Origin of the sequence: Nocardia implantans (assembly GCF_035544775.1) — a bacterium.
In the GTDB taxonomy this organism is placed as follows: Bacteria; Actinomycetota; Actinomycetes; order Mycobacteriales; family Mycobacteriaceae; genus Nocardia; species Nocardia implantans.
Window position 1 is genome coordinate 12,473 of the sequence record NZ_JAYKYQ010000022.1, and the last position, 21,467, is coordinate 33,939.

The following is a 21,467-nucleotide window of genomic DNA, read 5'->3' on the forward strand; positions in this document are numbered from 1 at the left end:
GAATATTGCTCACGCATATTTCTACGGTGACTTATTCCTCATGTCAACTATCCGCAGCGAAACTTTGCGCTAGGTTTGCCATATGGACGTGACGGAGCTGTTCGAAGATCCGCGCCTGACCACGATGGGTCTGCTGTTCGAGGCGCACGGCGGTGTGCTCGCCAAGCTGGAGCAGGTGTGGAAGGCGCACGGGCTGTCCGGACTGGATCTGAACGCCCTGATGCGGCTGAGTCGTTCGCCGGGGCGGCGGCTGCGCATGACGGAGCTCGCGGTGCAGACCGCGCTGTCCACCAGCGGGGTCACCCGGCTCGTCGATCGGCTGGCCCGCGCCGGCCTGGTGGAGCGGGAACTGGACCCGGGGGATCGGCGCAGCGCGTACGCGGTGCTCACCGAGGCAGGCGCGGCGCGGCTGGCGCAGGTGCTGCCGGACTACCTCGCCGCCGTCGACCGCTGGTTCGTCGGATTGCTCACGCCCGAACAGCTCGCCGCGTTGTCCGAGGCGCTGCGGATCGTGCGGGACACCGCGAACCCGGATGCCACGTTCCGGATGGATTGAGCTCGTCCACCTGCTTCACAGTCCGCTGATGCCTCTTCCGGTTACGACCGCGCCCATGATCGCGAGCACCAGGGCCATCACCACATGGTTGTTGGCTTGCAGCCAGCCTCGGGTCCACTCCAGGGGTTCGCGGAGCCGATCGGCAGCGAGGCTGTAACCGAGGACCACCGCTACCACGCTGGAGGCGGCGAGCACGGTGAACACGACGACCGCGACCGCCTGCTCGCCGACGCTGATTCCGGCCGAACCGATCACCACGCCCGCGGACAGGCACAGCAGCAGGTTCTTGGGATTCACCGCGGAAAGCGCCGCTCCCAGCACGGTGGCCTTCACGATGGTGAGCTGGTCGATGGCGCGCATCCAGCCCGGCACCGCGGTATCGGCCCGGGAACGCCACTGTGCGATGGCCAATCCGAGCAACAGCACCCCCAGCACGATCCGCACCCACGACCCCGCCGCCGAGGGCTGCCGGTCACCGGCCCCGCCCAACGGACCGGCCGGCAACACCACGATCGCGGTGGCCGCCGCGATCCCGGCCACCCAGCCGAGTGCGAACCCACGGGCGGCCGCGCCGGCGTGCGCCGCCAGGATCATCAGAATCGCGGCCAAGATCGGGATCGGGGAGATCGCCACCCCCACCGCCAAGGGAAGCAGATCACCGAGCGCAGCGCCCATCCCCCGGAGAGTAGAGCAGAAGCCCAGCTCAGCGCCGGTGTATCCGGTGGGGCCCCGTGTCGTTGTCGCATCGTGACCCTCCGTTCCCCTCGACCAGCGGGTTTCACCCGCGCGGGGTGATGCGCTGCGGGCGGCAGGCCGTGATCGGGTCAGGTCGCGGGCGAGCCCGTCTCGGAGGCAGTGATCGTCGTCTGAGCCGGACGCCGGGTCATCCGGCCGAGACCGCGCCCCGGCGCTCCGCCAGATAGTCGGCCCAGGTCAGCTTGCCGACATCAGCCCCGTCGGTCACCAGGTTCCCGCCCGCGCGGTAGACCCGGCCCGCCTTGCCGGGCACCCGGACGGTCAGCAGCGCGCGCCGCTTGCCCAGCAGCGCCACGTAGTCGCGCACCAGCTCGCGCATGCCGATCACCTCGGGCCCGACCAGATCGGGGACCCGTCCGGCGGGCGCGCCTGCCGTCAGCTCCGCCAGCCGCGCCGCCACCTCGCGCACGTGCACCGGTTGCAGCCGCACTCCGCCGAGCACCGGGAGCACCGGCGATTTCAGCATCGAGTCCACCAGCTCGGGCACGAAATCGTGGAATTGCGCGGCGCGCAGCGTGGTGAAGGGAATGCCCGACTCGGCGACAGCCTGCTCGGCGGCGAACTTCGCGCGGAAGTAGGTCATCGGAAGCAGTTCGGCGGCGGTGACCGAGATGTACACGATGTGCCCGACGCCCGCGGCCGTGGCGGCACGCAGCAGATTCGCGGTCGCCACGTCGTCGCCCTTCGCGTCGCCCGCCAGATGCAGGATGGTGCCGACGCCCGCCACCGCGGCGTCGATGCCGGTGCCGCCCAACAGGTCTCCCGTGACGAACTCGAGGCCATCCTTCGCCGGACGTTCGGTGCGGCTCAGCACGCGCACGTCGGCGCCCGCGTCGCGCAGCAGCGGGAGCACCGCACGACCCAGGGTGCCCGTGCCGCCGGTGACCAGGATCTTCGCGGTCATGACTGTCTCCGATCTCGTCGGTGCCGATGGGGCGCTCCCATCGCTTCACCGAGACGACGACGCACGAGCGGGGAGTGTGACACCCGGGGTCACTCCCGCTCGCGGTAGCGGCGAACCTTGCTGAGGTTGCCGCAGCGGTCCATCGAGCACCAGCGGCGGCGGCCGGGACGCGAGGCGTCGACGAACAGCAGGCCGCAGTCGTCGGCGGCGCAGACGCGGATGCGGGCGGACAGCGGACCGGCGAACAGGTCGATGGCGTCCCTGGCCAGCGTGGACAAGGCGGCCGCCGCCGTCGGGCGCGCGTATCCCGCGGTGGCGTCGCCGCGCAGCTGCGGGATCAGCGGAGGCTGCGCGGCGACGGCGTTGATCGCCGCGATGTCGTCCGGCCGCAGCGGTTCTCCGGCGGCGAGGCCGTACGCGGCGCTGGTGATCGCAGCCCGCAGGGCGCGCATCGTCGGCAGATCCGCTTCGTCGGCGTTCAGCTCGTCGAGTTCGAGGATGACCGCCAGGAAGCGGCGCAGGTCCTCGACGGTGTGCACGATCTCCCACACCGCGAGCTCGCCCTCGCCTCCGGTGTGCGCGAGGTCGAGGGCGGCGCGCCCGGTGCGGAAGCGGCGGCGCAGATCGGGTGGCAGGCTGGCGCGGGATTGCATGACACCAGTTTAACTGGTTACAGTGCTGGCATGACGATCACCACGCACATCAATCCCGCCTCCATGCACAGCAACCCGGCTTTCACCCAGGTAGTGCGGGTGTCGGCCACGGCGGACACGATCTACGTCGGCGGGCAGAACGGGGTCGACTCCTCCGGGCGTGTGGTCGGTCCCGGCGTCGCCGAGCAGGCGCGTCAAGCGCTCGCCAACTTGCAGACCTGCCTCGCCGCCGCGGGCGCTTCCCTCGAGCACGTGGTGAAGTGGACGATCCTGATCCGTGAGGGCGAGCCTTTGGGAGACGGATTCGCGGCGTTCGGCGAAGTGTGGGGCGGCCGCCCGAACCCGCCCGCCATCACGGTCGCGCAGGTGGCGGGCTTCGCCGTGCCCGGCGCTGTATGCGAGATCGAAGCCGTCGCCGCCGTACCGGTCTGAGCGAGGTCAGTCGAGGGCCGCGCCGAGGCGCGCGGCGAGTTCGCGCAGGTGCGTGCGAAGTTCTGGCGGTTCGTGCACCCGGAAGGGAAAACCGAAGCCCGCGACGTAGACGGCGAGTTCGTCCAGCGAATCGGAACCGGTGCGCAGCACACAGCTCTCGGCGTCCACCGCCTCGATCACCCCGACGGTCGGGGCGATGCGCTCGGCGGCAATCTCCGCGGCGACACCGAGGGTGATGCGGGCCGCGTAGCGGTACGGCGCGGTCGTGACGCCATGGGAGAGATACCCGGGCAGGTCCGCGTCGGGCGCTTCGCGCGGGGTGAAGCGGGGGCCGGTCGGTATGCGGGGCCGCAAGCGGTCGACGCGGTAGGTCCGCCAGTCCGCGCGGTCGACGTCCCAGCCGATCAGATACCACCGCCTGCCCGTGTGCGCGAGCCGATGCGGTTCGGTGACGCGCAGCGATATGACGCCGTCGTGCGCGCGGTAGTCGAAGCGCAGGCGGTGGTGGTCGCGGATGGCGGCCGCGACGGCGGTGAGGACGTCCGGGTCGACGGTCGGGCCGCCCGCTGGCACGGTGACCGTGGCCGCCTGGAGCATGCCGACCCGGTGGCGCAGTCGCGCGGGCAGCACCTGCTCGAGCTTGCGCAGCGCGCGCAGCGAACTGTCCTCGATTCCCGCGATGGTGCCGCCCGCCGCGGTGCGCAGGCCGAGTGCCACCGCCACCGCCTCGTCGTCGTCCAACAGCAGCGGCGGCAGTTGTGCGCCCGCGCCGAGCCGGTAACCCGCAACGCCGGGCGTCGCGTCCACCGGATAACCCAGCGCGCGCAGCTTGTCGATATCCCGGCGGACGGTGCGCACATCCACGCCGAGCCGTTCGGCGAGCGCGGCGCCGGTCCAGTCACGCGGAGTCTGAAGCAGCGACAGCAGGCGCAGCAGCCGCGCCGAGGTTTCCAGCATGGGAAAAGTGTGCCGGAAAGCTAGGGCCGAAACTGTCCTAACCGGGTCATACCGTCGAGGACATGACCAACGACATCACACCGTTCCGTATCGACATCCCGCAGCGGCAACTCGACGATCTGCGTTCTCGTCTGGACGCCACCCGCTGGCCCGCCCCGCTGCCCGGCGACGGCTGGGACACCGGCGTGCCGACCGCGTGGCTGCGCGAACTGGTCGACCACTGGCGCACCGGATACGACTGGCGCGCGGCCGAAGCGCAGCTGAACGCCTATCCGCAGTACACCACCGAGATCGACGGGCAGAACATCCACTTCCTGCACGTGCGCTCACCCGAGAGCGGTGCGCTGCCGCTGCTGCTCACCCACGGTTGGCCCGGATCGGTGGCCGAATTCCTCGACGTCATCGGGCCTTTGAGCGACCCGAGGGCACACGGTGGCGACCCGGCCGACGCCTTCCACCTGGTCATCCCGTCGCTGCCGGGTTTCGGCTTCTCCGGCCCGGTCGCCGAGGCGGGCTGGACCATCGAACGGATCGCGAAGGCATGGGCCGAACTCATGCGCAGGCTCGGTTATGAGCGATATGGGGTGCAGGGCGGCGACATCGGCGGGGCGGTGAGCCCGGAGGTCGGCCGGACGGCGCCGGACCAGGTCGTCGGCGTCCACGTCAACGGCGCGCCCGGTCTGCCGCCGTTGCCGCGCGCGGAGGCGGAACTGGCGAGCCTGACCGAGTTGGAGCGCGATCGCGTGCGGCGGATGCAGGCGTTCATGCGGGAGGAATACGGCTACATCGCCGTGCAATCCACCCGTCCGCAGGCGCTGGCCTACGGACTGACCGACTCGCCGGTGGGACAACTGGCCTGGATCATGGACAAGTTCCGGGAGTGGACCCATCCCCGCACCGTCGAGCCGGACAAGATCCTCGGCCGGGACCGGCTGCTGACCAACGTGATGATCTACTGGCTCACCGGCACCGCGGGCTCGTCGGCTTATGTCGGCTACGCCCAGGACGCGCCGTGGGGCGAGCCGAAGCGCAACTCCGGCGTGCCGACCGCCGCCCTGGTCTTCGCCCACGACGTCGGCATCCGCCGCTACGCCGAGGAAGAGCACACCATCACGCGCTGGAACGACGTCGATCGCGGCGGCCACTTCGCCGCCATGGAGGAACCCGCGCTGCTCACCGCCGACATCCGCGAGTTCTTCCGCGACCTACGCTGAGCTCTTACGGTCTGCGCGCGCGCCGATCTCGCACGCGGTCGTGAGCTATGTGGATCTCACCCTGTGCGCCCGTGCGCAGAGGTCGGTTGCCGTCGTGGCCTGTGTGGTTAGTTCGTCTGGTGTACTCGTGCGCAGAGGTCGGTTGCCGTCGTGGCCTGTGTGGACAGTTCGTCCGGTGCGCTCCTGCGCAGAGGTCGGTTGCCGTCGTGACCTATGCGCACACCTCATCCCGCGAGTTCCCCAACCGAACGCCAGGAATTGCGTTCGGCGGTGAACGCTTCCGTCTGCTTCGCGCGGAACGCCTCTATGGATTCGGCGTTCTCGGCGAGGAACGCCCGATACTCCGCCAAGCGGAATTCGCCGTCCTCGGCACGCACCCGCGCGTTGCCCGCGGCGAAGTCGGCACGCAGGTCGAGCAGTTCCTCCGCTTCGACGGGATACCAGCGGATCCGGTCGAAATACCGCAACAGCCAGGGTGTTTCCGCTCCCGAGGCAGCCCGGTCCGCGCCAGGGGGAACCGGGGCCGCACCGGCTCGGTGGTTCCACACCTGCGTGGTGCGCCCGACGAACTGATAGCCGCCAGGCCCTTCCATGCCGTAGACGCACAGGTAGGCGCCGCCGATCCCGACCGCGTTCTCCGGCGTCCAGGTGCGGGCGGGGTTGTATTTCGTCGTGACCAGCCGGTGCCGCGGATCGGTGGGGGTGGCGACCGGCGCGCCGAGGTAGACGTCGCCGAGGCCGAGCACCAGATACTCCGCCCCGAACACGGTGTCGTAGACGTCCGCGACGGAATCCAGGCCGTTCATGCGCCGGATGAACTCGATGTTCCACGGGCACCATGGCGCGCCGGCGCGCACGCCGTGCATGTAGCGGGTGATCGCCTCGCGCGTGGACGGATCGTCCCAGGACAGCGGCAGATGGACGACCCGGCTCGGCACGGTCAGCTGGTCGGAGGCGGGCAACCGCGCCTCCGTCTCGGCGAGCAGATCGAGCAGCGCGGCCACGGACAGCACGTGCGGATCGACCCGGATCTGCAACGAGCGGATGCCGGGGGTCAACTCGGTCACGCCGCGCACCCCGGCGGCGAGCAGGTGCTGATGCAGCGCGTGCACGCGGGCGCGCAGGCCGAGATCCAAGGTCATGGCGCCGTATTCGATGAGCACGCCGTCGTCGCCTGCGCGCCGATACGTCACGGCGGTCTCGTCATCGACGTCGCAACGCCGCAGCACCCCGTCGTCGCCGTCGCCGCCCGCCGAGAGCACCGTCGGCCACCCGGCCCGGCGCGCGGGCCCGAACTCCCGGATCGAGGCCGCGCGGTCGCCGCGGACCGGCACGAACCGCACCTTGTCGCCGGGCGAGAGCTGTCCGAGCTTCCAGCGGTCGGCCGCCACGACCGTGACCGGGCAGACGAAACCGCCGAGGCTCGGTCCGTCCGGGCCGAGCAGGATGGGCGTGTCGCCGGTGAAGTCCAGCGCGCCGACGGAATACGGGGTGTCGTGGATGTTGGACGGGTGCAATCCCGCTTCGCCGCCGTCGGTGCGTGCCCACTCCGGTTTCGGCCCGATCAGCCGGACGCCGGTGCGGTCGGAGTTGAAGTGCACTTCGTAGTCGGTGCCGACGACGGTCTCGAAGTCGGCGCGGGTGAAGAACTCGGGCGCGCCGTGCGGGCCTTCGGTGACCGCGAGTTCCCAGCGCCGGGTCAGCACGGGTTGCTCGTCCATCGGCACGGCGGTGGCGACCCGGCCGTGGTGCGCGCCCAACGCCAGGGATTCCCCCGCGCGCAACGCGCCGCCGGTGCCGCCGCCGAAGCGCCCGAGCGTGAATGTGGCGCTGCTGCCCAGGTATTCAGGGACGGCGATACCGCCCGCGATCAGCACGTAGCAGCGCATCCCCGGTCCGCGCACCGCGCCGACGTCCAGCACGCCGCCCGCGGGCACCGGCACCGTCCGCCACTGCGGCACGGCGACGCCGTCCACGGTCACCTGCGCCGGAGCGCCGGTGACACAGACCCACCCCGGTGCGGTGAACCGCAGCGCGGGGCCGCCGAGGGTGCATTCCAGTCCGGCGGCGCCCTCGGCATTGCCGAGCGCGCGATTGCCGAGGCGGAAGGACAAATCGTCCATCGGACCCGACGGCGGGACGCCGATGTGCCAGTACCCGACCCTGCCGGGCCAGTCCTGCACGGTGGTGAGCATGCCGGGACGGACGACCTCGATCCGGCCGGGTCGCGTGGCCCGCTCCGTCCTGGCCGCCGGTAGCTCGACGACGGTCATCGCGACACCACCATGCGCACCGGGGTCGGGTCGAAGCCGTTGCACGGGTTGTTGATCTGTGGGCAGTTCGACACCAGCACCAGCGTGTCGATCTCGGCGCGCAGCGTGACCCGCTTGCCGGGCGCGGACAGTCCGTCCACGATGCCCAGCGTGCCGTCCGCCTCGACCGGAACGTTCATGAACCAGTTGATGTTCGACACCAGATCGCGTTTGCCCAGGCCCCAGCGCAAGGCCTCGGTGAGGAAGTTCTCCACGCAGGCGTGCTGGTGGCGGGTGTGGTGGCCGTAGCGCAGCGTGTTGGATTCCTGGGAGCAGGCGCCCGCGACGGTGTCGTGGTTGCCGACCTCGTCGGCCACCACCGTCATCAGGGCCGTGCCCGCGTCGGTCAGCAGCACGCTGCCGGTGGTGAGGAAGATGTTGCGCTGCGCGGTGATCGTGGCCTGCGCGCTGTAGCGGTCGGCGTGATCGGCCGCCGAGTACAGCAGGCAGTCCACCGCCTGATTGCCGTGCAGATCGATGATCTCCAGGTGCTCGCCCGCCCGGACCACCGCCGACCAAGGCGAGCGGGCCGGAACGGTCTCGTCGAGCACGACGGTGCGTGTCGTGGTCATGCGGTTGCCTCCAGGGTCAGCGCGGCGGTCCAGGCTTGTTCGGTGTTCTCCAGCGCCCGGAGGTATTCCGGGTCTTCGCTGCCGGGTACGGCGAGGTCTTCCGGCGCGGCCCACGCGACGAAGTCGAGGTCCGTCGCGGGCCGGTCGTCCAGCGGGTGCGCGGAGTTGGCGACCAGTACGGTGACCGGCAGGTGCACGAGCAGATCCACCGAAGAGCCGGGGGCGGCGCTGCCGGTGGCGACGAGCGCGCCGTCCCGCGCGACGCGCACGCCACGGAAGAACGAGATCGTCGGCCCGATGTCCCGGGGTTCCAAGCCCTGTTTGGCGCCCGCGAGCCGCAGCGAGTGACGGGCCTGGGCGGTCGGTCCGCAGAGTGTGTCGTGGTGGCCGGAGGTATCGGCGAGCACGGTCGCCAGCACGCGGCCCTGGTCCGACAGCAGCGGATGACCGCTGCCCAGGTACGCCTGCCACGGCACCTTGACCGTGTCGGCGACGTTGAGGCGCTCCCACGGCGCGTCGGTGCGCACCAGCAGCAGGTGCGCGCAGGCCGCGCCGTCCGGGTCGGACAGGCGCACGCGGGTGCCGCGTCCGAGCGCGATGTTCGCGTAACCGTCCGCCGGAATCCGCTGCGCGAAGGTGATCTTCGAGGCGGGTATCCCGGCGGGGAGCACGGGCGTCGCGATCGCCGCCGCCGCGGCCTGCGCCCGTGCGTGCGCTCGCGCGCCGGAGGTGTCCGCAGTGCTTGTCACGATGATTCCTTTCGGATGCTGCATGGGTGGGTGTGCGGCGGTGCCGGGCGCGCCGCCGCATCGGAGGCCGCTCAGGCCGGCTGCGGAGCGGGCTCGACGGCGGCCACGCCGCGCGACCAGCCGACCACGAAGCGATGCACCAGAACACCGACGGCGAGCACCAGCAGCACGAACAGCGGTGCGGCCCAGAGCATCCACCAGCCGCCGCCGGCCGGGGTGTATACCTCGGCGCGCGGCCAGGCCAGGTTCACCACCATCGCGACGCCCCAGACCACGGCGAGCGCGTTGACCGGAATGCCGAACCGGCCCAGGCCGAACAGCCGCGCGTCGGTGCCCGCGTCCGGCAGGCCGGTGAACCGGCGGACCAGCAGCGGCACGGTCACCAGCAGATAGGCCAGGTAGAGCGTGACGATGCAGACGCTGGCCAGCGTCGCGAAGATCGCGGCGTTGCCGAGGTTCAGCACCAGCAGTCCGATGCCGAGCGCGCCGATCACGATCGCGGGCAGCACCGGCGTGCCGTAACGCGGGTGCACCGCGGCGAGCCTGCGGGCGAACGGAAGCTTCCCGTCCCGCGCCATGGAGAACATCAGCCGCGAGCCGGCGGTCTGGATCGCCAGGGTGCACACGGCGATCGCCACCGCCACGCAACCCAGCAGCACCTTGCCCGCCGGGCTGTCCAGCTTCGCGGTCAGGACGTAGGCCAGGCCGTCGGAGGCCAGCGCGCCGTCGGACAGGCTCGGCGCGGCCATCAGCGCGCCCAGCAGCATCAGCCCACCGCCCAGCGCCGAGACCGACAGCGCGGTGAGAATGGTGCGCGGCGCGACCCGGCGCGGGTTCTTGGTCTCCTCGGAAAGCTCACCGGCGGAGTCGAATCCGACCATGACGTAAGCCGCCATCAATCCCGACACCAGGAACGCGGCCCAGTAGGGTCCCGGCGCGGCCTGGTCGGTCTCCAGTACCACGCCGGGCCCGCGCTCGGTGTGGGTGAAGAACAGCGCGATGATCGCCAGCACGCCGACGATCTCGACCGTGACGCCGATCGAGTTGATCCGCGCCATCAGGTCGATGCCGATGACATTGATCAGCGTGGTGACCACCAGCAGGATGCTGCCCAGCAGCACGGCGTTGGTCGCGCCGGACGACGAGGTCAGCGCGGTGTCGGTGCCGACGAGCTGGAAGCCGCTCCAGATCGACGGCAGCACCACTTGCAGGGCGATCGCCGCGGCTGCGGCCGTGACGATCTGCGCGATGATCATCATCCAGCCCGCGAACCAGCCGACGAGTTCGCCGCCGAGCCGCCGCGACCACTGGTAGATGCAGCCCGAGATCGGGTAGCGCGCGGCCAACTCGGCGAAGTTGAGCGCCACGAGGAACTGTCCGGCGAACACGATCGGCCAGGTCCAGAAGAAGGCGGCTCCGCCGAACGAATAACCGAAGCCGAAGAACTGGAAGATCGTGGTGAGGATGGAGACGAACGAGAAACCGGCCGCGAAGGAGGCGTAGCGGCCGAGCTTGCGGTGCAGGACGGGCTGGTAGCCGAACCGGGCGAGGTCGGCGCTGTCGCCGGTCAGGTCGGGCGGCGGGGTCGGGGCGAGCGTGGTGGCCATGGGCGGTCCTTCGGCGTGCCAATAACTATCAGGCGATAGTTTTGCCGCCGCGATCGCGCTTTCGGTGACCTGCGTGTATCGCTTTCGAGACCTTCGGTAACTTCTGTGTTGCGGGGATTTCTGTCAAATGACAGAAAACGCACCGCGCGCCGTCACGGAGCTGTGCGCACGACCACCGCGGCAGAGCTTCCCCGCGCCGACCTGCCAGAATGAACCCGTGGCAAACCTCGGGCCCGGACGGCCGCGTCTCGAACAGCGACGCAGGCGCGGATCGACGCCGCGCGCCGAGATCCTCGACGCCGCAGGTGAACTGTTCACCACCAACGGGTACGCCAACACCTCCACCCGTGCGATCGCCGACGCCGTCGGCATCCGCCAGGCCTCGCTGTACCACCACTTCGCGGCCAAGGACGACATCCTCGACGCGCTGCTCGCCGAAACCGTCGCCGCGCCGATCGAACTGGCGCACCGGCTGCGGGCGGCATCCGAGCCGCCGCCGGTCCGGCTGTACGCGCTGGCGCTGTTCGACGTGCGGCAACTGTGCGCGTCGCGCTGGAATCTCGGTGCGCTGTACCTGCTTCCAGAGCTGCGCACCGAGCGCTTCGCCGCCTTCCGCCTGCGCCGCGACGAGTTGCGCAGCCACTACGAGGCTTTGGCCGCCCAGGTGCTGGCCGAGGTAGGGGCGGTGAACGTGCCGGGCACCGAATCGCTGCCGTTCCGTCTGGTGGAGACGGTAATCAGCATTCGCTCCGACGAAGGGACCGCGCCCAGGTACGCGGAGCGGGCGATCCCTGGGGCGGTGCTGCGCACGCTCGGCTGGTCCGGTGATCTCGACCCGGTCCGGGCCGAAGCGGCCGTGCTGCTGGACCGCCTGGCATCGCCCACCCCATGACCAGGAACTCGTGCGACTACCGGTTGCGCTCGATTCCCCGGCTCCGATCCTGGCTGTGCCAATACCCCCGCACAGCTGACGGAGCATGACCCGGCGGCTCCCGCACCGCCGCCGACGGTGGTTCCGCTTGACCGAGCCCGAGAATCTTAACCACCTCCGGCGGCATTCCCTGCGCTTGCAGCCGCGCGAGATGTTCCGCGCGCTCCTGCTCCGCTGCCTCGCGCTCCTGCTCCGCTGCCGCGCGTTGCTTCTCCGCTGCCTCGCGTTCTGCCGCACAGGCCTCGGCCGCCTCTCTGGCCGCCCGTTCCTCGGTGTCGGCGGCCGATCGCTCCTGGTGCTGATCGGGCGCTGGGAATTCCCGCGCGACCCGCTCGGCGGCCTCAGGTGCAACCCGTGCGGGCTCGGTCTCCGGCGCTCGAGGTGCTTGCCTGGCTCGCTCGGCTTGCTCGTGGACTTGCCTGGCGTGTTCGGCTCGCTGCGGGGCTTCCACCCGCCCACGAGCGGCGCCTTCCCGGAACCGGAGCATATTCCGGAACTTCTCGGCTCGCTCGCGTGCCTTGTTCGCCAGCTCCGCCAATTTCGACCGGTGCTCGCGCTGTTGCGCCTTCTGCTGCCGCGCCTTCTCGCCGACACCGGGCAATTCGAGCTGCTGGCCTCGCTCCAACGCCAGACCGCGTGCCCAGATCTCGCGTGCATCGGCGCGCGAGATGACCTGGTGCGTGAACCGATCCCCGAAATCCCGGAGCAATCCTCTGATGAGTTCCTGGGCCTTACTCGAGATGAATTCGCCTTCGACGGATCGCAATGTGTGCTGATGCACCTCACGATTGGCGAGAAGGGCACGTATCACCTTGAGCTGAGTTTCGTCCTTGTCTCCCTCGATTCTGCCGGATTTCTCTTCGATGGAGCTGATTATTCCTCGATCGTCTTTGATCTTGTCGAATCGGGTTTTACCCACGCCTTCGACGCGGTATAACCGCGACTGCTGAACGTATCCGTTCTCGCGGTCGCTAAAGAAACGGTCGGTGCCGTTTTCGAATATTCTGCCGCGCTCATGATTCCTGACCTTGTCGCGGTCCCGGTCGTATCCGTCCGGCATAGCTGGACACACCCCCCGGTGTTCGTGGTGTCCTGGTGAGAAGGCGTGGAGAATCAAGCCTTCACGTGCGGTCGGTGGATTCCTCTTGCCGCTTCTCTTCGTGGTAGGAGGCGTATTCGCGCACTGCAGCGGCAATGTAGGAGAACATGCCGTCATGATCTTCGGGGTTGTAGCCGATCATGCTGTCTACCAGTCGCCACATCACGATTTCGTCTTCGTCGTAGGTGTCGCATTCCACTGCGGGATTCACGCGCGGGTAGAAGGAATAATCTCGGCCGAACCATTCGCAATCGAACCATCGTGCGCCCGCGAATCTGATGAAGCATTCACCGACGAAGCAGATGAAAGCGTCCACCATGTCGGCATTCTCCGGAGCCATCGCGGTAGCCATGTCCGGGAACAACTCCGCGACGATGGGGTCCAGCCGCTTCACCTCCGCCGAGTCTTCCGGCCACGGTTCCGAAGGGATGCGGCTTATGCCGGCATGGTCCATGAACTTCTGTGCCTGCGCCTTACGGCGATCAGGGTCGACCCACTTGCCCCATTCGGTCTGTTCGACGGGTACGCCGAGATCCATGGTCAACTGCTCGTCATTCCCCACGCCCAGCTCCTTCTCGTCATGGTCCGAACAGGTCAGTGTCGCGCGTACACCGGTCGCCGGACAAGAACCTCATCGCTCCAAGTACAACTTCTCGTTCGGTAACCTAGGCCAGCCCTCGGCATTATCGGGAAGAATGTGCACCGCGTCGACGTAGTGGCGTTTCCGGTGGTCTTCCATGAACGTCAACGCGGCAGTGAGGCAGGCCGTGAAGTCGAGCCGGAGGCCGTGCAGGAAGACCGACAGATGTACATCCGGATCGTTCGGCAGCGGAGAAGTCATCGCGTTTTCTCCCGTCATCGCCTGCCTGGATCGGCACATGCCCGGATGGCCTGGACTACAACCATTCCGGACGGGCGGTATCTGTCCCGCGGTGTCTCTATCCAATGCCGGACAGCGCCGGACTCGGCTGTGGGCGACGGCAGTGCCACCGTGCCGCCCTCCCGGACAATCGACACGTCGAGCCGGAACATCTCCGCGAAAAGCTTTGTGTCGTCGGGAAGATCCGGCCGCACAATATAGGTCCACCTGTTCGAGCGAGGATGCGCGACAATCGGCCCTATCGCATCCCTGCGGCGCTGCATGACTTGCCTGACGGCTCGCCCTAACGGAGCGGGCATGGTCAACGCTCCGACGTACGACGCGCGCATGATGATGCGCCCCAGCTCCGGCGGGTCGATGACAGCGGGCAAATCACACACGCGCCGGTAGAAGTGGCAGCGAGACCGGGGTGTGTCCCCGAAAGATATGTGTGCCATCGGTGTTAGACCTCTTGGTCAGCTTGCTCGGCCTTGGTGTGCGCCCGCCGCCGGGGAGCCGATCAAGGCATCGCATCGACCCGGCGACGGGGCTCTTCCAGCTTGTCCGTGCTGAGCATGTGATCCCAGGCACACAACTCGCCTCGAGGTCGTACGCTTCTCGTACGGACCGTTGGAGGGCACGGGCGAGGGGTGGGTATTGATCGTCAGCACATGGACACGAAAAGAAGTCCGAGCGCTGCGCGAGGTTGCTTTGCGCATGACACAAGAGGAGTTCGCCGAGAAGGTCGGATTTCAGACTGCGACTGTGCAGAAGTGGGAACAGAGGACCACAGCGGAGCGTCCGGTCAGAGGGCGGTCGGCCGAAGCGCTCGACACGATCTACAACGGCCTCGAACCGGCGCAGCGGGAGCGGTTCTGGCATCAGTTGGCAGGTGCACCACCGAAAACCGGAGGGCATCCTGTTCTCAGCGGGGCAGAAACCATCCAGCCCGAACCGGCCAATGCTGGTGACGGTGCGGTCGGTATGCATGTGCGGGAAGTCGAGGACGATGTGAAGCGGCGTGAGTTCAACAAGCTAGCCGCGGTAGGCGCGGTCGCGGTGCTTGTCCCGGACAGCGCCGACCGAATCGGCATGAGTATCGGCATGAGTGATGCCGAACGGCTGTTGGCCGATGTCGATGCGCTCGGTCAGGAGGATCAGCGCACAGGCGGTGCACAACTGGTCGGTTTCGCCGTTGACAAGCTGGCGCACGCCCTGGACCGGCTTCAAACCGGTGTATTCGATTCCGCTACTGGCAGCGCCTTCACCAAGGCGACCGGAGAACTCGCCGTGCTCGCCGGGTGGTTGGCCTATGACGCGGACCGGCACCCTCTTGCGCGCCGGTGCTTTGCTGATGCCATGGCTCTCGGCACCGAGGCGAACGACGATGACCTCATTGCACACACTTGCCTGATTGCGGCGAATCAATCCAGCTCCCTTGCTCGCGCCAATCGAGGAGGAAGCCCCCACAAGGCACTCCAACTCGCTGATCGTGCCCGCACCTTGATGCGCGGTCGGCCACCAGGCCGGATACATGCTCTGATTGCTGTTCGTGAGGCGCAGGCGTGCGGAATACTCGGTGACAGAATTGCTTTCGGGCGTGCTATCGCGACCGCATGGCGAGAGTTGGATGAGGCCATGCAGTCCGAGCCGCTGGAAGAAGTTCCGCAATGGCTGCGATTCGTGACCTACTCGGAGGTCGCCGACCACGAAGCACGCGGTTATGCAGATATCGGCGACCTGCGCCGATCTGTCGAAATGTACTCGGCTGCGGTCGAGCACCCCGCAGCCATGCGTAACGCCACAATCGTCCGCGCGTGGTCCGCCGCGACCAGGGCTCGTCTGGGAGATATCACTGGCGCGCTCGAGCACGGGTACCCGGCTTTGTCGGACTTGTCCGCCATTGCGTCGACACGCACACTACGCCGCCTCGCGCCGGTTCGGACAGCAGTCGATCGAGTGCCCGCCGGTGCGGAGTTCCGCGACTTGTACGACTCCCTGGCGCAGAAGGCGGTGACCGCATGACCGGCTTGCCGGATGGCCTGAAATTCGAGCACTACACCGCTGACGAAGCACGTGCGCGAAGAGAGATTGTCGAGGGTGTCTACCGACGTTCATACGTCGATGCCATCGCCTCGGGAGACCCGTTCGACTCGCCTTCGGAATTCATGCGCCGGTTCGATTCCTACACCGGCCCTCGTGGCAGCGGATTCGCGTATGTGCTTGCCCGAGTCGACGGTGAACCTGCGGGGCAGATCTGGGGATGGCCGTTACCGCCGAACGCGCGATGGTGGACGGGATTGCATCTCGACAGTGGCGACCTCGAAGAGTTCACTGCCGAAGACGGTAGGCGCACGTTCGGCCTCAGCGAGATCATGGTGTGCGCGGAATATGCCGGGCGGGGCATAGCGCGGGCCCTGCATGACGAGCTGCTCGGTTCCCGAACCGAACAGCGCGCGACACTGCTCGTCGAAGCGGACAACGAGCGCGCCTACCAGCGATATCGGCGTTGGGGCTGGGAAAGAGTCGGATGGCTGCGCCCATCTTGGTCCGAAGCCCCGCGTTTCGATGTGCTGATCCGCGAGTTGCGCTGAGCAGAAAGACGAAGGATCCGGCTCAGTGCGTCGGCGGCGCGATCTGCCAGTGCTCTTGCAACGCGCCCGCGATCTGCGGCAGCACGGTCACCGGAATCCGTTTGTGCCGCAAGATTGCCCGGATCTCCGTAACCTGATCGCGCTTACGCAGGTCGTAGGCTCCCGCAACCGGGCGGACCACCGGGGGGATGGACAGCAGCACCAGTTCGCCGTGCGGTTCATCTCCGCCGGAGAGGTCGAGCGCCAGCGACCACCGGTCGCGTTCGTCCAGCGCGAAGCGCCCGGCTACCACCCGATCCCACGAGATCCGGGAGACCGTCCACGGCTTGCGCCGGTAGATGGCGTGATCGGTGAGCACGACGGCGTCGCGAGTGAACAGTGCGACCAGCACAGCGATACCGACGACGGCTCCGGCCAGTAAACCGGTGAACACCCGGTTCACCCCGAACGCGGCGACGAACGAGCCGCAGATCATAACCGTCGCCAGTATGCCGAGCACGCTGTAGAACACGGCACGCTGCGTCGGGACGACACCTGCCCGCACCGCCGTCATCTCACCTACCTGTTCATGGCGCATATCCGGCCCACCGTACCGCTTCGCGCGCCGAGCGCACACACCCCGGCCGTTCCCAGTTCTGAACGGTGCTCACAGGGTGAGCGGGACCGCCGCCTCGGCGGTGTACACCAGGAACGTCAGGCTCTGCTGGAAGTACAGCTGCACCGAGGAGCTGTCATGTGACAGGTAACCGATGGACAGATCCTGGCCGATCCGCAGATCGAAGTCGCCGCCGCGGGTGGTGAGCACGATCGCGCCGTCGATGGCGGGCGCCCAGATGATCTCCCCTTCCGGGATCAGGCGCTCGATGTGCGTGCGGATCATGTGGCCGTGATCGGAGGTCTCGCTGACGGCGGTGTACAGATCGGCGCTGAGCAGCACCGAGTACGGACCGTCCACACCGGCCAGCCGCAGGGCGCTCAACGCCTGCGCGATCGCCTCCGGCACCAGCCTGGTGTCACTCGGCAGCGTGATCGGGTCGTTGGACGAGCTGGCGCGGATGCCGGTGATGTGCGCGGCCGGATACCCCTCGAAGATCGCCCGGTCCTCGGCGAACGCGATCTTCTTCGCGGCGTCCTTCACCGGGTCCAGGTCGGTGTCCTGCGCGCCGCGCTCTACGTCGTCGAGTTCCTCGCGGGAGAGCGTGAACGGCACGCGCAGCTCGACCAGCGGCGCGACCACCCGCTGCCGGGCGAACACCCCGGCGTCCGGCGACTCGATCGCCGTGGTGTGTCCCGTGCCCACCGCGGAGTAGTCGACGCCGTGCGGGCCGGACAGGTCGACGACGCGCCTGCCCGCGATGTGCCGCTTGAACGTGCGCGTCGCCTCCTCCTCGATGGCGGCCCACGCCTCGGAGGTGATCGGCGCGAGTTCGCGATGGAGGTTGTTCATGACCTGATGCTCCTTTTCAACGAGCCGATACCGAGGGCGCCGTCGCCCGCGGGCGCGGCGGTGCCGGGCAGATCTGTGCGACCGTCGGTGTCCACCGACACCGTGGAATCCGCCGCCTCCCACGGCGCCGGAGGCAGGTCGTCGAGGAAATCGACGGTGGGTGCGAAGAACGACGTGCCGGTGTGGGCGACGGAGAAATCGAGGATGCGGTCGTAGGCCGCCTCATCGGTGCCGAGGAACATCCGGGTGAGCATGCGTTCGGTGACGCTCGGCGTGGCCGCGTAGGCGATGTAGTAGGTGCCGAACACGCCCTCACGCACGCTGCCGAACGGCATGTTGCCGCGCAGGATCTGGCGTTCGGTGCCGTCCGGGTCGATCAGCGTGTTGACCTCGACGTGCGAGTCGGCGGGCTTTACCTCGTCGGGGAGTTCGAAGTCGTCCAGTTTGGTGCGGCCGATGACGCGCTCCTGCTCTTCCACCGACAGCGCGCGCCAGTCCTCCAACGGGTGGGTGTACTTCTGCACGATCACGTAGCTGCCGCCGGTGAACTCCGGGTCCTCGTCGCCGACCAGCGCCGCCGCGAAAGCCGCGCGGCCCTCCGGGTTCTCCGTGCCGTCCACGAAACCGAGCAGGTCGCGCTGCTCGAAGTAGCGGAAGCCGACGGTCTCGTCCACGATCGTCCCCGCGCCCGCCAGCCGGTCGCCGATGGCCATCGCCAGCTCGAAACAGGCGTCCTGCACCTCGGACTTGATGTGGAACAGCAGGTCGCCCGGCGTCGCGGGCGCGGTGTGGCGTGCGCCGACGTAACCGGGGAACGGATGCAGCTCAGCCGGTTTCGGCCCGGCGAACAGGCGATCCCACGCGTCGGAGCCGATCGACGTGACGCAGGTCAGGTTCGCGCCGGGCAGGCGGAAGCCCACCGAGCGGCGCAAGCCGGTGATATCGGCGAGCAGGTCGCGGACCGCCGCTTCGCCACCCTCGTCGATCGTGGCGACCAAGAAGATCGCGGACGGTGTGAGCGGTTCGAGGATCGGCTGCGGCTCACCCATGATCGACACCCTAATGCCCGGCCGCGGCGGCCGGGGTGCCGACCCGCATCGTGGCGAACTACATCGCCACCGTCAGCAGGAACGCCACGTCATCGATCGCCTTGACGCTGTGGCGCGCCTTGGGCACCACGATCAGGTCGCCCTCGGAGCCTTTCCATTCGTTCGCGCCGCTGAGCAACACCAGGGTGCCGCTGAGCACCAGCAAAGTGGCCTCGCCCGTGTTGTCGTGTTCGGCCAGACTGTGCCCGGCCGACAGGCCGACCACCGTTTGCCGCAGCGTGTGCGTGTGGCCGCCATAGATTGTCTGTGAACTGCGCCCGCTCGTGGCGAGGGCGGCCAGCTTCAGTTGCTGGCGCGCTACCGCAGTCAGCGATTTCTTTTCCATGGACCGCCTTTCGCAGAGCACCACAGCCGATGCCGGGCTGCTGGCAACGGCTCGAGGCGTTCGACCGGACGCGGGTCCGGCCGCCCGCATATCGCGAGTATGCCCGAGTCCGCCGCGACGCGGGCCGGGTTTCACCGGCCCCGCCCGTGACGGCGGCGTTCGCGGGCCGGCGCGGCGTGGCGCGCTAACCGGACCGGCGGGTGTAGTGCCGGATGCGGAAGCGCAGCCCGGTGGTGGAGGTGCGCCACGGCTCCGGGTCGTCGGATCGCCACTCCGGTCCGATCGGCGGCGCGAAGGCGTCGCCCTCGACCGCGGTATCGATCTCGGTGACGCTCAGGTCCGTCGCGAACTCGAGCGCCGCCCGGTAGATCTCGCCGCCACCGGCCACCCAGACCGCGTCCGGTGCGCAGCTGTCCAGCGCGTCCGGCACCGACGACGCCCGCTCGGCGCCTTCGGCCGACCAGTCCGGCTGCCTGGTCACCACGATGTTGCGCCGCCCGGCCAGCGGCCGGAACCGCGGCGGCAGCGAATCCCAGGTTCTGCGGCCCATCACCACGGGATGTCCCCAGGTCACGTCTTTGAAGTGGGCCATGTCCTCCGGCAGCCGCCAGGGGATCTTGTTGCCGGACCCGATCACCCCGTCCAGGGTCTGCGCCCAGATCAGCCCGACCGTCCGCTCGCTCACACCGCCACCGGGGCCTTGATGGCCGGATGGTGCCGGTAGCCGTCCACCTCCACGTCCTCGTAGCGGTAGTCGAACAGCGTCGGCGCCGGATGCAGCCGCAGCGTGGGGAACGGATAGGGGTCGCGCTGGAGTTGCTCGGTGACCTGATCGAGGTGGTTGTCGTAGATGTGGCAGTCTCCGCCGGTCCAGATGAAGTCGCCGGGGATCAGCTCGGTCTGCTGGGCCACCATGTGGGTCAGCAAGGCGTAGCTGGCGATGTTGAACGGCACGCCGAGGAACAGGTCGGCGCTGCGCTGGTAGAGCTGGCAGGACAGCTTCCCGTCGGCCACGTGGAACTGGAAGAACGCGTGGCACGGCGCCAGCGCCATCTTGTCCAGCTCGGCGACATTCCACGCCGAGACGATGATGCGCCGGGAGTCGGGGTCGGTGCGCAGTGTGTGCAGCACCTGGGAGATCTGGTCGATGTGCGTGCCGTCCGGCGCGGGCCACGACCGCCACTGCACGCCGTAGACCGGGCCGAGTTCGCCGTCGGCGTCGGCCCATTCGTCCCAGATGGAGACGCCGTGCTCGCGCAGCCAGCTGACATTGGAGTCGCCGCGCAGGAACCACAGCAACTCGTAGACGATCGACTTGAGGTGGACCTTCTTCGTGGTGATCAGCGGGAAGCCCGCCGCGAGGTCGTAGCGCAATTGGTGGCCGAAGATGCTGCGCGTGCCGGTGCCGGTGCGATCGGCCTTCTTGGTGCCGGACGTCAGCACCAGCCGCAGCAGGTCCTCGTACTGGGTGTCGGGAGCCGATGCCGGATCGAGCGCGTCGTGAGCCACGTCTGGCAACTCTAGTCGTCGTCCTCGCACCGCCCGCGAGCCGTTCGGGCGCGTCCCCGGCCCGGCCCGACGGCGGCGGCCCTGGCAAGCTCGGCCCATGCGCAAGCTCTACGTGATCGGCATCGGCGCCGGCGATCCCGACCAGGTCACCGTGCAGGCGGTCAAGGCGATGCGGCAGGTCGAGACGTTCTTTGTCATCGGCAAGGGGGAGGCCAAGCGGGAACTGGCCGACGTGCGGACGGCGATCCTGGCCGAGCACATGGATCGGCCGTACCGGATCGTGCCGATCGCCGACCCGCCGCGGGACCGCACGCCTGCGGATTACGTCGACGTGGTCGACGACTGGCACGATCGCCGGTCGGCGCTGCTGGAAGCGGCGTTCGCGGCGGCCGACGGCGTCGGCGGCATCCTGGTCTGGGGTGATCCCGCGCTCTACGACAGCACGCTGCGGATGGTCGAGCGGGTACTCGCTCGCGGCGCGGTGCGTTTCGAGTACGAGGTCGTTCCCGGCATCACCAGCGCGCAGGCTCTGGCCGCACGGCACCGGATCGTGCTGCACGGCATCGGCGAACCGGTGCGCATCACCACCGGCCGCCGCCTGCGCGAGGAGGGTATGGGCGCGGAGAACGCGCTGGTGATGTTGGACGGCGACTGCTCGTTCACCGCGATCGATGACCCGGACGTGCACATCTGGTGGGGCGCCTACCTCGGCATGCCGGACGAGACGCTGATCGAAGGGCCGCTGGGCGAGGTGGGGGAGCGGATCGTCCGGCGCCGCGCCGAGTTGCGCGAGCGGAAGGGCTGGATCATGGACATCTACCTGCTGCGCCGCGGGGCGTGATCCGCCCGCCGCCGTACGAGAACCGGCAGGTTGTCGGTAGG

24 protein-coding genes are annotated in these 21,467 nt (G+C 68.6%); 7 read left to right on the forward strand and 17 right to left on the reverse strand.

Annotation, left to right across the window (positions count from 1 at the left end; all coding sequences use genetic code 11):
* Positions 1–82: 82 nt before the first annotated feature.
* Positions 83–556, forward strand: a complete 474-nt coding sequence (locus U3653_RS32390) for a MarR family winged helix-turn-helix transcriptional regulator (RefSeq protein ID WP_195078329.1) — start codon at positions 83–85, stop codon at positions 554–556.
* Between the two features lie 15 nt (positions 557–571).
* Here the strand turns inward: U3653_RS32390 and U3653_RS32395 are convergent, their stop codons facing one another.
* From U3653_RS32395 to U3653_RS32405, 3 genes are all read right to left on the reverse strand, one after another.
* Positions 572–1,231, reverse strand: coding sequence for a GAP family protein (locus U3653_RS32395; RefSeq protein ID WP_195078330.1), 660 nt, complete (start codon positions 1,229–1,231; stop codon positions 572–574).
* A gap of 208 nt (positions 1,232–1,439) precedes the next feature.
* Positions 1,440–2,216, reverse strand: a complete 777-nt coding sequence (locus tag U3653_RS32400) for an SDR family oxidoreductase (protein WP_195078331.1) — start codon at positions 2,214–2,216, stop codon at positions 1,440–1,442.
* Positions 2,217–2,305: 89 nt separating this feature from the next.
* On the reverse strand, positions 2,306–2,869 hold the full coding sequence (locus U3653_RS32405; RefSeq protein ID WP_195078332.1) for a CGNR zinc finger domain-containing protein: 564 nt from the start codon (positions 2,867–2,869) through the stop codon (positions 2,306–2,308).
* Between the two features lie 30 nt (positions 2,870–2,899).
* On the opposite strand from U3653_RS32405, the gene U3653_RS32410 reads away from it, so the two are divergent.
* A complete protein-coding gene (locus U3653_RS32410) occupies positions 2,900–3,301 on the forward strand; it encodes a RidA family protein (RefSeq protein ID WP_195078333.1) in 402 nt (133 codons plus the stop codon).
* A 6-nt stretch (positions 3,302–3,307) separates the two neighbouring features.
* Here U3653_RS32410 and U3653_RS32415 read toward each other — a convergent pair whose 3' ends face one another.
* On the reverse strand, positions 3,308–4,258 hold the full coding sequence (locus U3653_RS32415; RefSeq protein ID WP_195078334.1) for a helix-turn-helix transcriptional regulator: 951 nt from the start codon (positions 4,256–4,258) through the stop codon (positions 3,308–3,310).
* Positions 4,259–4,320: 62 nt separating this feature from the next.
* Here U3653_RS32415 and U3653_RS32420 point away from each other — a divergent pair, with 62 nt between their 5' ends.
* On the forward strand, positions 4,321–5,472 hold the full coding sequence (locus U3653_RS32420) for an epoxide hydrolase family protein (protein WP_195078335.1): 1,152 nt from the start codon (positions 4,321–4,323) through the stop codon (positions 5,470–5,472).
* A 224-nt stretch (positions 5,473–5,696) separates the two neighbouring features.
* Here the strand turns inward: U3653_RS32420 and U3653_RS32425 are convergent, their stop codons facing one another.
* From U3653_RS32425 to U3653_RS32440, 4 genes are read right to left on the reverse strand one after another with little or no spacing between them, the layout of a single operon-like run.
* Entirely contained in the window at positions 5,697–7,745 is a 2,049-nt protein-coding gene (locus tag U3653_RS32425; protein ID WP_195078336.1) for a 5-oxoprolinase/urea amidolyase family protein, read from the reverse strand.
* Entirely contained in the window at positions 7,742–8,356 is a 615-nt protein-coding gene (locus U3653_RS32430; protein ID WP_195078337.1) for an urea amidolyase associated protein UAAP2, read from the reverse strand. The genes U3653_RS32425 and U3653_RS32430 overlap by 4 nt, the downstream gene beginning before the upstream one ends.
* Positions 8,353–9,129 (reverse strand): DUF1989 domain-containing protein, encoded by a 777-nt coding sequence (locus tag U3653_RS32435; RefSeq protein ID WP_195078338.1) that lies wholly within the window; start codon positions 9,127–9,129, stop codon positions 8,353–8,355. Before U3653_RS32435 ends, U3653_RS32430 begins: the two co-directional genes overlap by 4 nt.
* A gap of 47 nt (positions 9,130–9,176) precedes the next feature.
* Positions 9,177–10,712: an amino acid permease gene (locus tag U3653_RS32440; protein ID WP_195078339.1), complete on the reverse strand. Its 1,536-nt coding sequence runs from the start codon at positions 10,710–10,712 to the stop codon at positions 9,177–9,179.
* 217 nt (positions 10,713–10,929) lie between these two features.
* On the opposite strand from U3653_RS32440, the gene U3653_RS32445 reads away from it, so the two are divergent.
* Positions 10,930–11,604, forward strand: a complete 675-nt coding sequence (locus U3653_RS32445) for a TetR/AcrR family transcriptional regulator (protein WP_323124145.1) — start codon at positions 10,930–10,932, stop codon at positions 11,602–11,604.
* Between the two features lie 16 nt (positions 11,605–11,620).
* On the opposite strand, the gene U3653_RS32450 is transcribed toward U3653_RS32445, so the two are convergent.
* The 3 genes from U3653_RS32450 to U3653_RS32460 form a co-directional block, all read right to left on the reverse strand.
* Positions 11,621–12,703 (reverse strand): hypothetical protein, encoded by a 1,083-nt coding sequence (locus tag U3653_RS32450; RefSeq protein ID WP_195078341.1) that lies wholly within the window; start codon positions 12,701–12,703, stop codon positions 11,621–11,623.
* 61 nt (positions 12,704–12,764) lie between these two features.
* A complete protein-coding gene (locus U3653_RS32455) occupies positions 12,765–13,304 on the reverse strand; it encodes a hypothetical protein (protein WP_195078342.1) in 540 nt (179 codons plus the stop codon).
* Positions 13,305–13,373: 69 nt separating this feature from the next.
* Positions 13,374–13,583, reverse strand: coding sequence for a hypothetical protein (locus tag U3653_RS32460; protein WP_195078343.1), 210 nt, complete (start codon positions 13,581–13,583; stop codon positions 13,374–13,376).
* Between the two features lie 675 nt (positions 13,584–14,258).
* Between U3653_RS32460 and U3653_RS32465 the strand changes: the two genes are divergently transcribed.
* Together U3653_RS32465 and U3653_RS32470 are read left to right on the forward strand one after the other, a co-directional pair.
* Positions 14,259–15,626, forward strand: coding sequence for a helix-turn-helix domain-containing protein (locus U3653_RS32465; protein ID WP_494338313.1), 1,368 nt, complete (start codon positions 14,259–14,261; stop codon positions 15,624–15,626).
* Positions 15,623–16,195 carry a GNAT family N-acetyltransferase gene (locus U3653_RS32470; RefSeq protein WP_195078345.1) on the forward strand — a complete coding sequence of 191 codons (573 nt, stop codon included), beginning with the start codon at positions 15,623–15,625 and terminating at the stop codon, positions 16,193–16,195. The genes U3653_RS32465 and U3653_RS32470 overlap by 4 nt, the downstream gene beginning before the upstream one ends.
* A 22-nt stretch (positions 16,196–16,217) precedes the next feature.
* Here U3653_RS32470 and U3653_RS32475 read toward each other — a convergent pair whose 3' ends face one another.
* From U3653_RS32475 to U3653_RS32500, 6 genes are all read right to left on the reverse strand, one after another.
* On the reverse strand, positions 16,218–16,748 hold the full coding sequence (locus U3653_RS32475) for a hypothetical protein (RefSeq protein ID WP_067795546.1): 531 nt from the start codon (positions 16,746–16,748) through the stop codon (positions 16,218–16,220).
* Between the two features lie 93 nt (positions 16,749–16,841).
* Positions 16,842–17,642: a family 1 encapsulin nanocompartment shell protein gene (locus tag U3653_RS32480; RefSeq protein ID WP_195078346.1), complete on the reverse strand. Its 801-nt coding sequence runs from the start codon at positions 17,640–17,642 to the stop codon at positions 16,842–16,844.
* A complete protein-coding gene (locus tag U3653_RS32485; protein ID WP_195078347.1) occupies positions 17,639–18,691 on the reverse strand; it encodes a Dyp-type peroxidase in 1,053 nt (350 codons plus the stop codon). Before U3653_RS32485 ends, U3653_RS32480 begins: the two co-directional genes overlap by 4 nt.
* A 58-nt stretch (positions 18,692–18,749) precedes the next feature.
* The gene (locus U3653_RS32490) at positions 18,750–19,076 is read right to left on the reverse strand and encodes a cupin domain-containing protein (RefSeq protein WP_067795535.1); all 327 of its coding nucleotides are present in this window, start codon (positions 19,074–19,076) and stop codon (positions 18,750–18,752) included.
* 184 nt (positions 19,077–19,260) lie between these two features.
* Positions 19,261–19,761, reverse strand: a complete 501-nt coding sequence (locus U3653_RS32495; protein WP_195078348.1) for a dihydrofolate reductase — start codon at positions 19,759–19,761, stop codon at positions 19,261–19,263.
* Positions 19,758–20,585: a thymidylate synthase gene (locus tag U3653_RS32500; RefSeq protein ID WP_323124146.1), complete on the reverse strand. Its 828-nt coding sequence runs from the start codon at positions 20,583–20,585 to the stop codon at positions 19,758–19,760. Before U3653_RS32500 ends, U3653_RS32495 begins: the two co-directional genes overlap by 4 nt.
* Before the next feature lie 97 nt (positions 20,586–20,682).
* Here U3653_RS32500 and cobF point away from each other — a divergent pair, with 97 nt between their 5' ends.
* Positions 20,683–21,426, forward strand: a complete 744-nt coding sequence (gene cobF, locus U3653_RS32505) for a precorrin-6A synthase (deacetylating) (RefSeq protein WP_195078350.1) — start codon at positions 20,683–20,685, stop codon at positions 21,424–21,426.
* The last annotated feature ends 41 nt before the right edge of the window (positions 21,427–21,467 follow it).

Excerpts from the sequence above, each read along its gene's own strand:
- U3653_RS32390 (WP_195078329.1), top strand. The coding sequence starts at position 83 with ATGGACGTGACGGAGCTGTTCGAAGATCCGCGCCTGACCACGATGGGT.
- U3653_RS32395 (WP_195078330.1), bottom strand. The coding sequence starts at position 1,231 with ATGGGCGCTGCGCTCGGTGATCTGCTTCCCTTGGCGGTGGGGGTGGCG.
- U3653_RS32400 (WP_195078331.1), bottom strand. The coding sequence starts at position 2,216 with ATGACCGCGAAGATCCTGGTCACCGGCGGCACGGGCACCCTGGGTCGT.
- U3653_RS32405 (WP_195078332.1), bottom strand. The coding sequence starts at position 2,869 with ATGCAATCCCGCGCCAGCCTGCCACCCGATCTGCGCCGCCGCTTCCGC.
- U3653_RS32410 (WP_195078333.1), top strand. The coding sequence starts at position 2,900 with ATGACGATCACCACGCACATCAATCCCGCCTCCATGCACAGCAACCCG.
- U3653_RS32415 (WP_195078334.1), bottom strand. The coding sequence starts at position 4,258 with ATGCTGGAAACCTCGGCGCGGCTGCTGCGCCTGCTGTCGCTGCTTCAG.
- U3653_RS32420 (WP_195078335.1), top strand. The coding sequence starts at position 4,321 with ATGACCAACGACATCACACCGTTCCGTATCGACATCCCGCAGCGGCAA.
- U3653_RS32425 (WP_195078336.1), bottom strand. The coding sequence starts at position 7,745 with ATGACCGTCGTCGAGCTACCGGCGGCCAGGACGGAGCGGGCCACGCGA.
- U3653_RS32430 (WP_195078337.1), bottom strand. The coding sequence starts at position 8,356 with ATGACCACGACACGCACCGTCGTGCTCGACGAGACCGTTCCGGCCCGC.
- U3653_RS32435 (WP_195078338.1), bottom strand. The coding sequence starts at position 9,129 with ATGCAGCATCCGAAAGGAATCATCGTGACAAGCACTGCGGACACCTCC.
- U3653_RS32440 (WP_195078339.1), bottom strand. The coding sequence starts at position 10,712 with ATGGCCACCACGCTCGCCCCGACCCCGCCGCCCGACCTGACCGGCGAC.
- U3653_RS32450 (WP_195078341.1), bottom strand. The coding sequence starts at position 12,703 with ATGCCGGACGGATACGACCGGGACCGCGACAAGGTCAGGAATCATGAG.
- U3653_RS32460 (WP_195078343.1), bottom strand. The coding sequence starts at position 13,583 with ATGACTTCTCCGCTGCCGAACGATCCGGATGTACATCTGTCGGTCTTC.
- U3653_RS32470 (WP_195078345.1), top strand. The coding sequence starts at position 15,623 with ATGACCGGCTTGCCGGATGGCCTGAAATTCGAGCACTACACCGCTGAC.
- U3653_RS32475 (WP_067795546.1), bottom strand. The coding sequence starts at position 16,748 with ATGACGGCGGTGCGGGCAGGTGTCGTCCCGACGCAGCGTGCCGTGTTC.
- U3653_RS32480 (WP_195078346.1), bottom strand. The coding sequence starts at position 17,642 with ATGAACAACCTCCATCGCGAACTCGCGCCGATCACCTCCGAGGCGTGG.
- U3653_RS32485 (WP_195078347.1), bottom strand. The coding sequence starts at position 18,691 with ATGGGTGAGCCGCAGCCGATCCTCGAACCGCTCACACCGTCCGCGATC.
- U3653_RS32490 (WP_067795535.1), bottom strand. The coding sequence starts at position 19,076 with ATGGAAAAGAAATCGCTGACTGCGGTAGCGCGCCAGCAACTGAAGCTG.
- cobF (WP_195078350.1), top strand. The coding sequence starts at position 20,683 with ATGCGCAAGCTCTACGTGATCGGCATCGGCGCCGGCGATCCCGACCAG.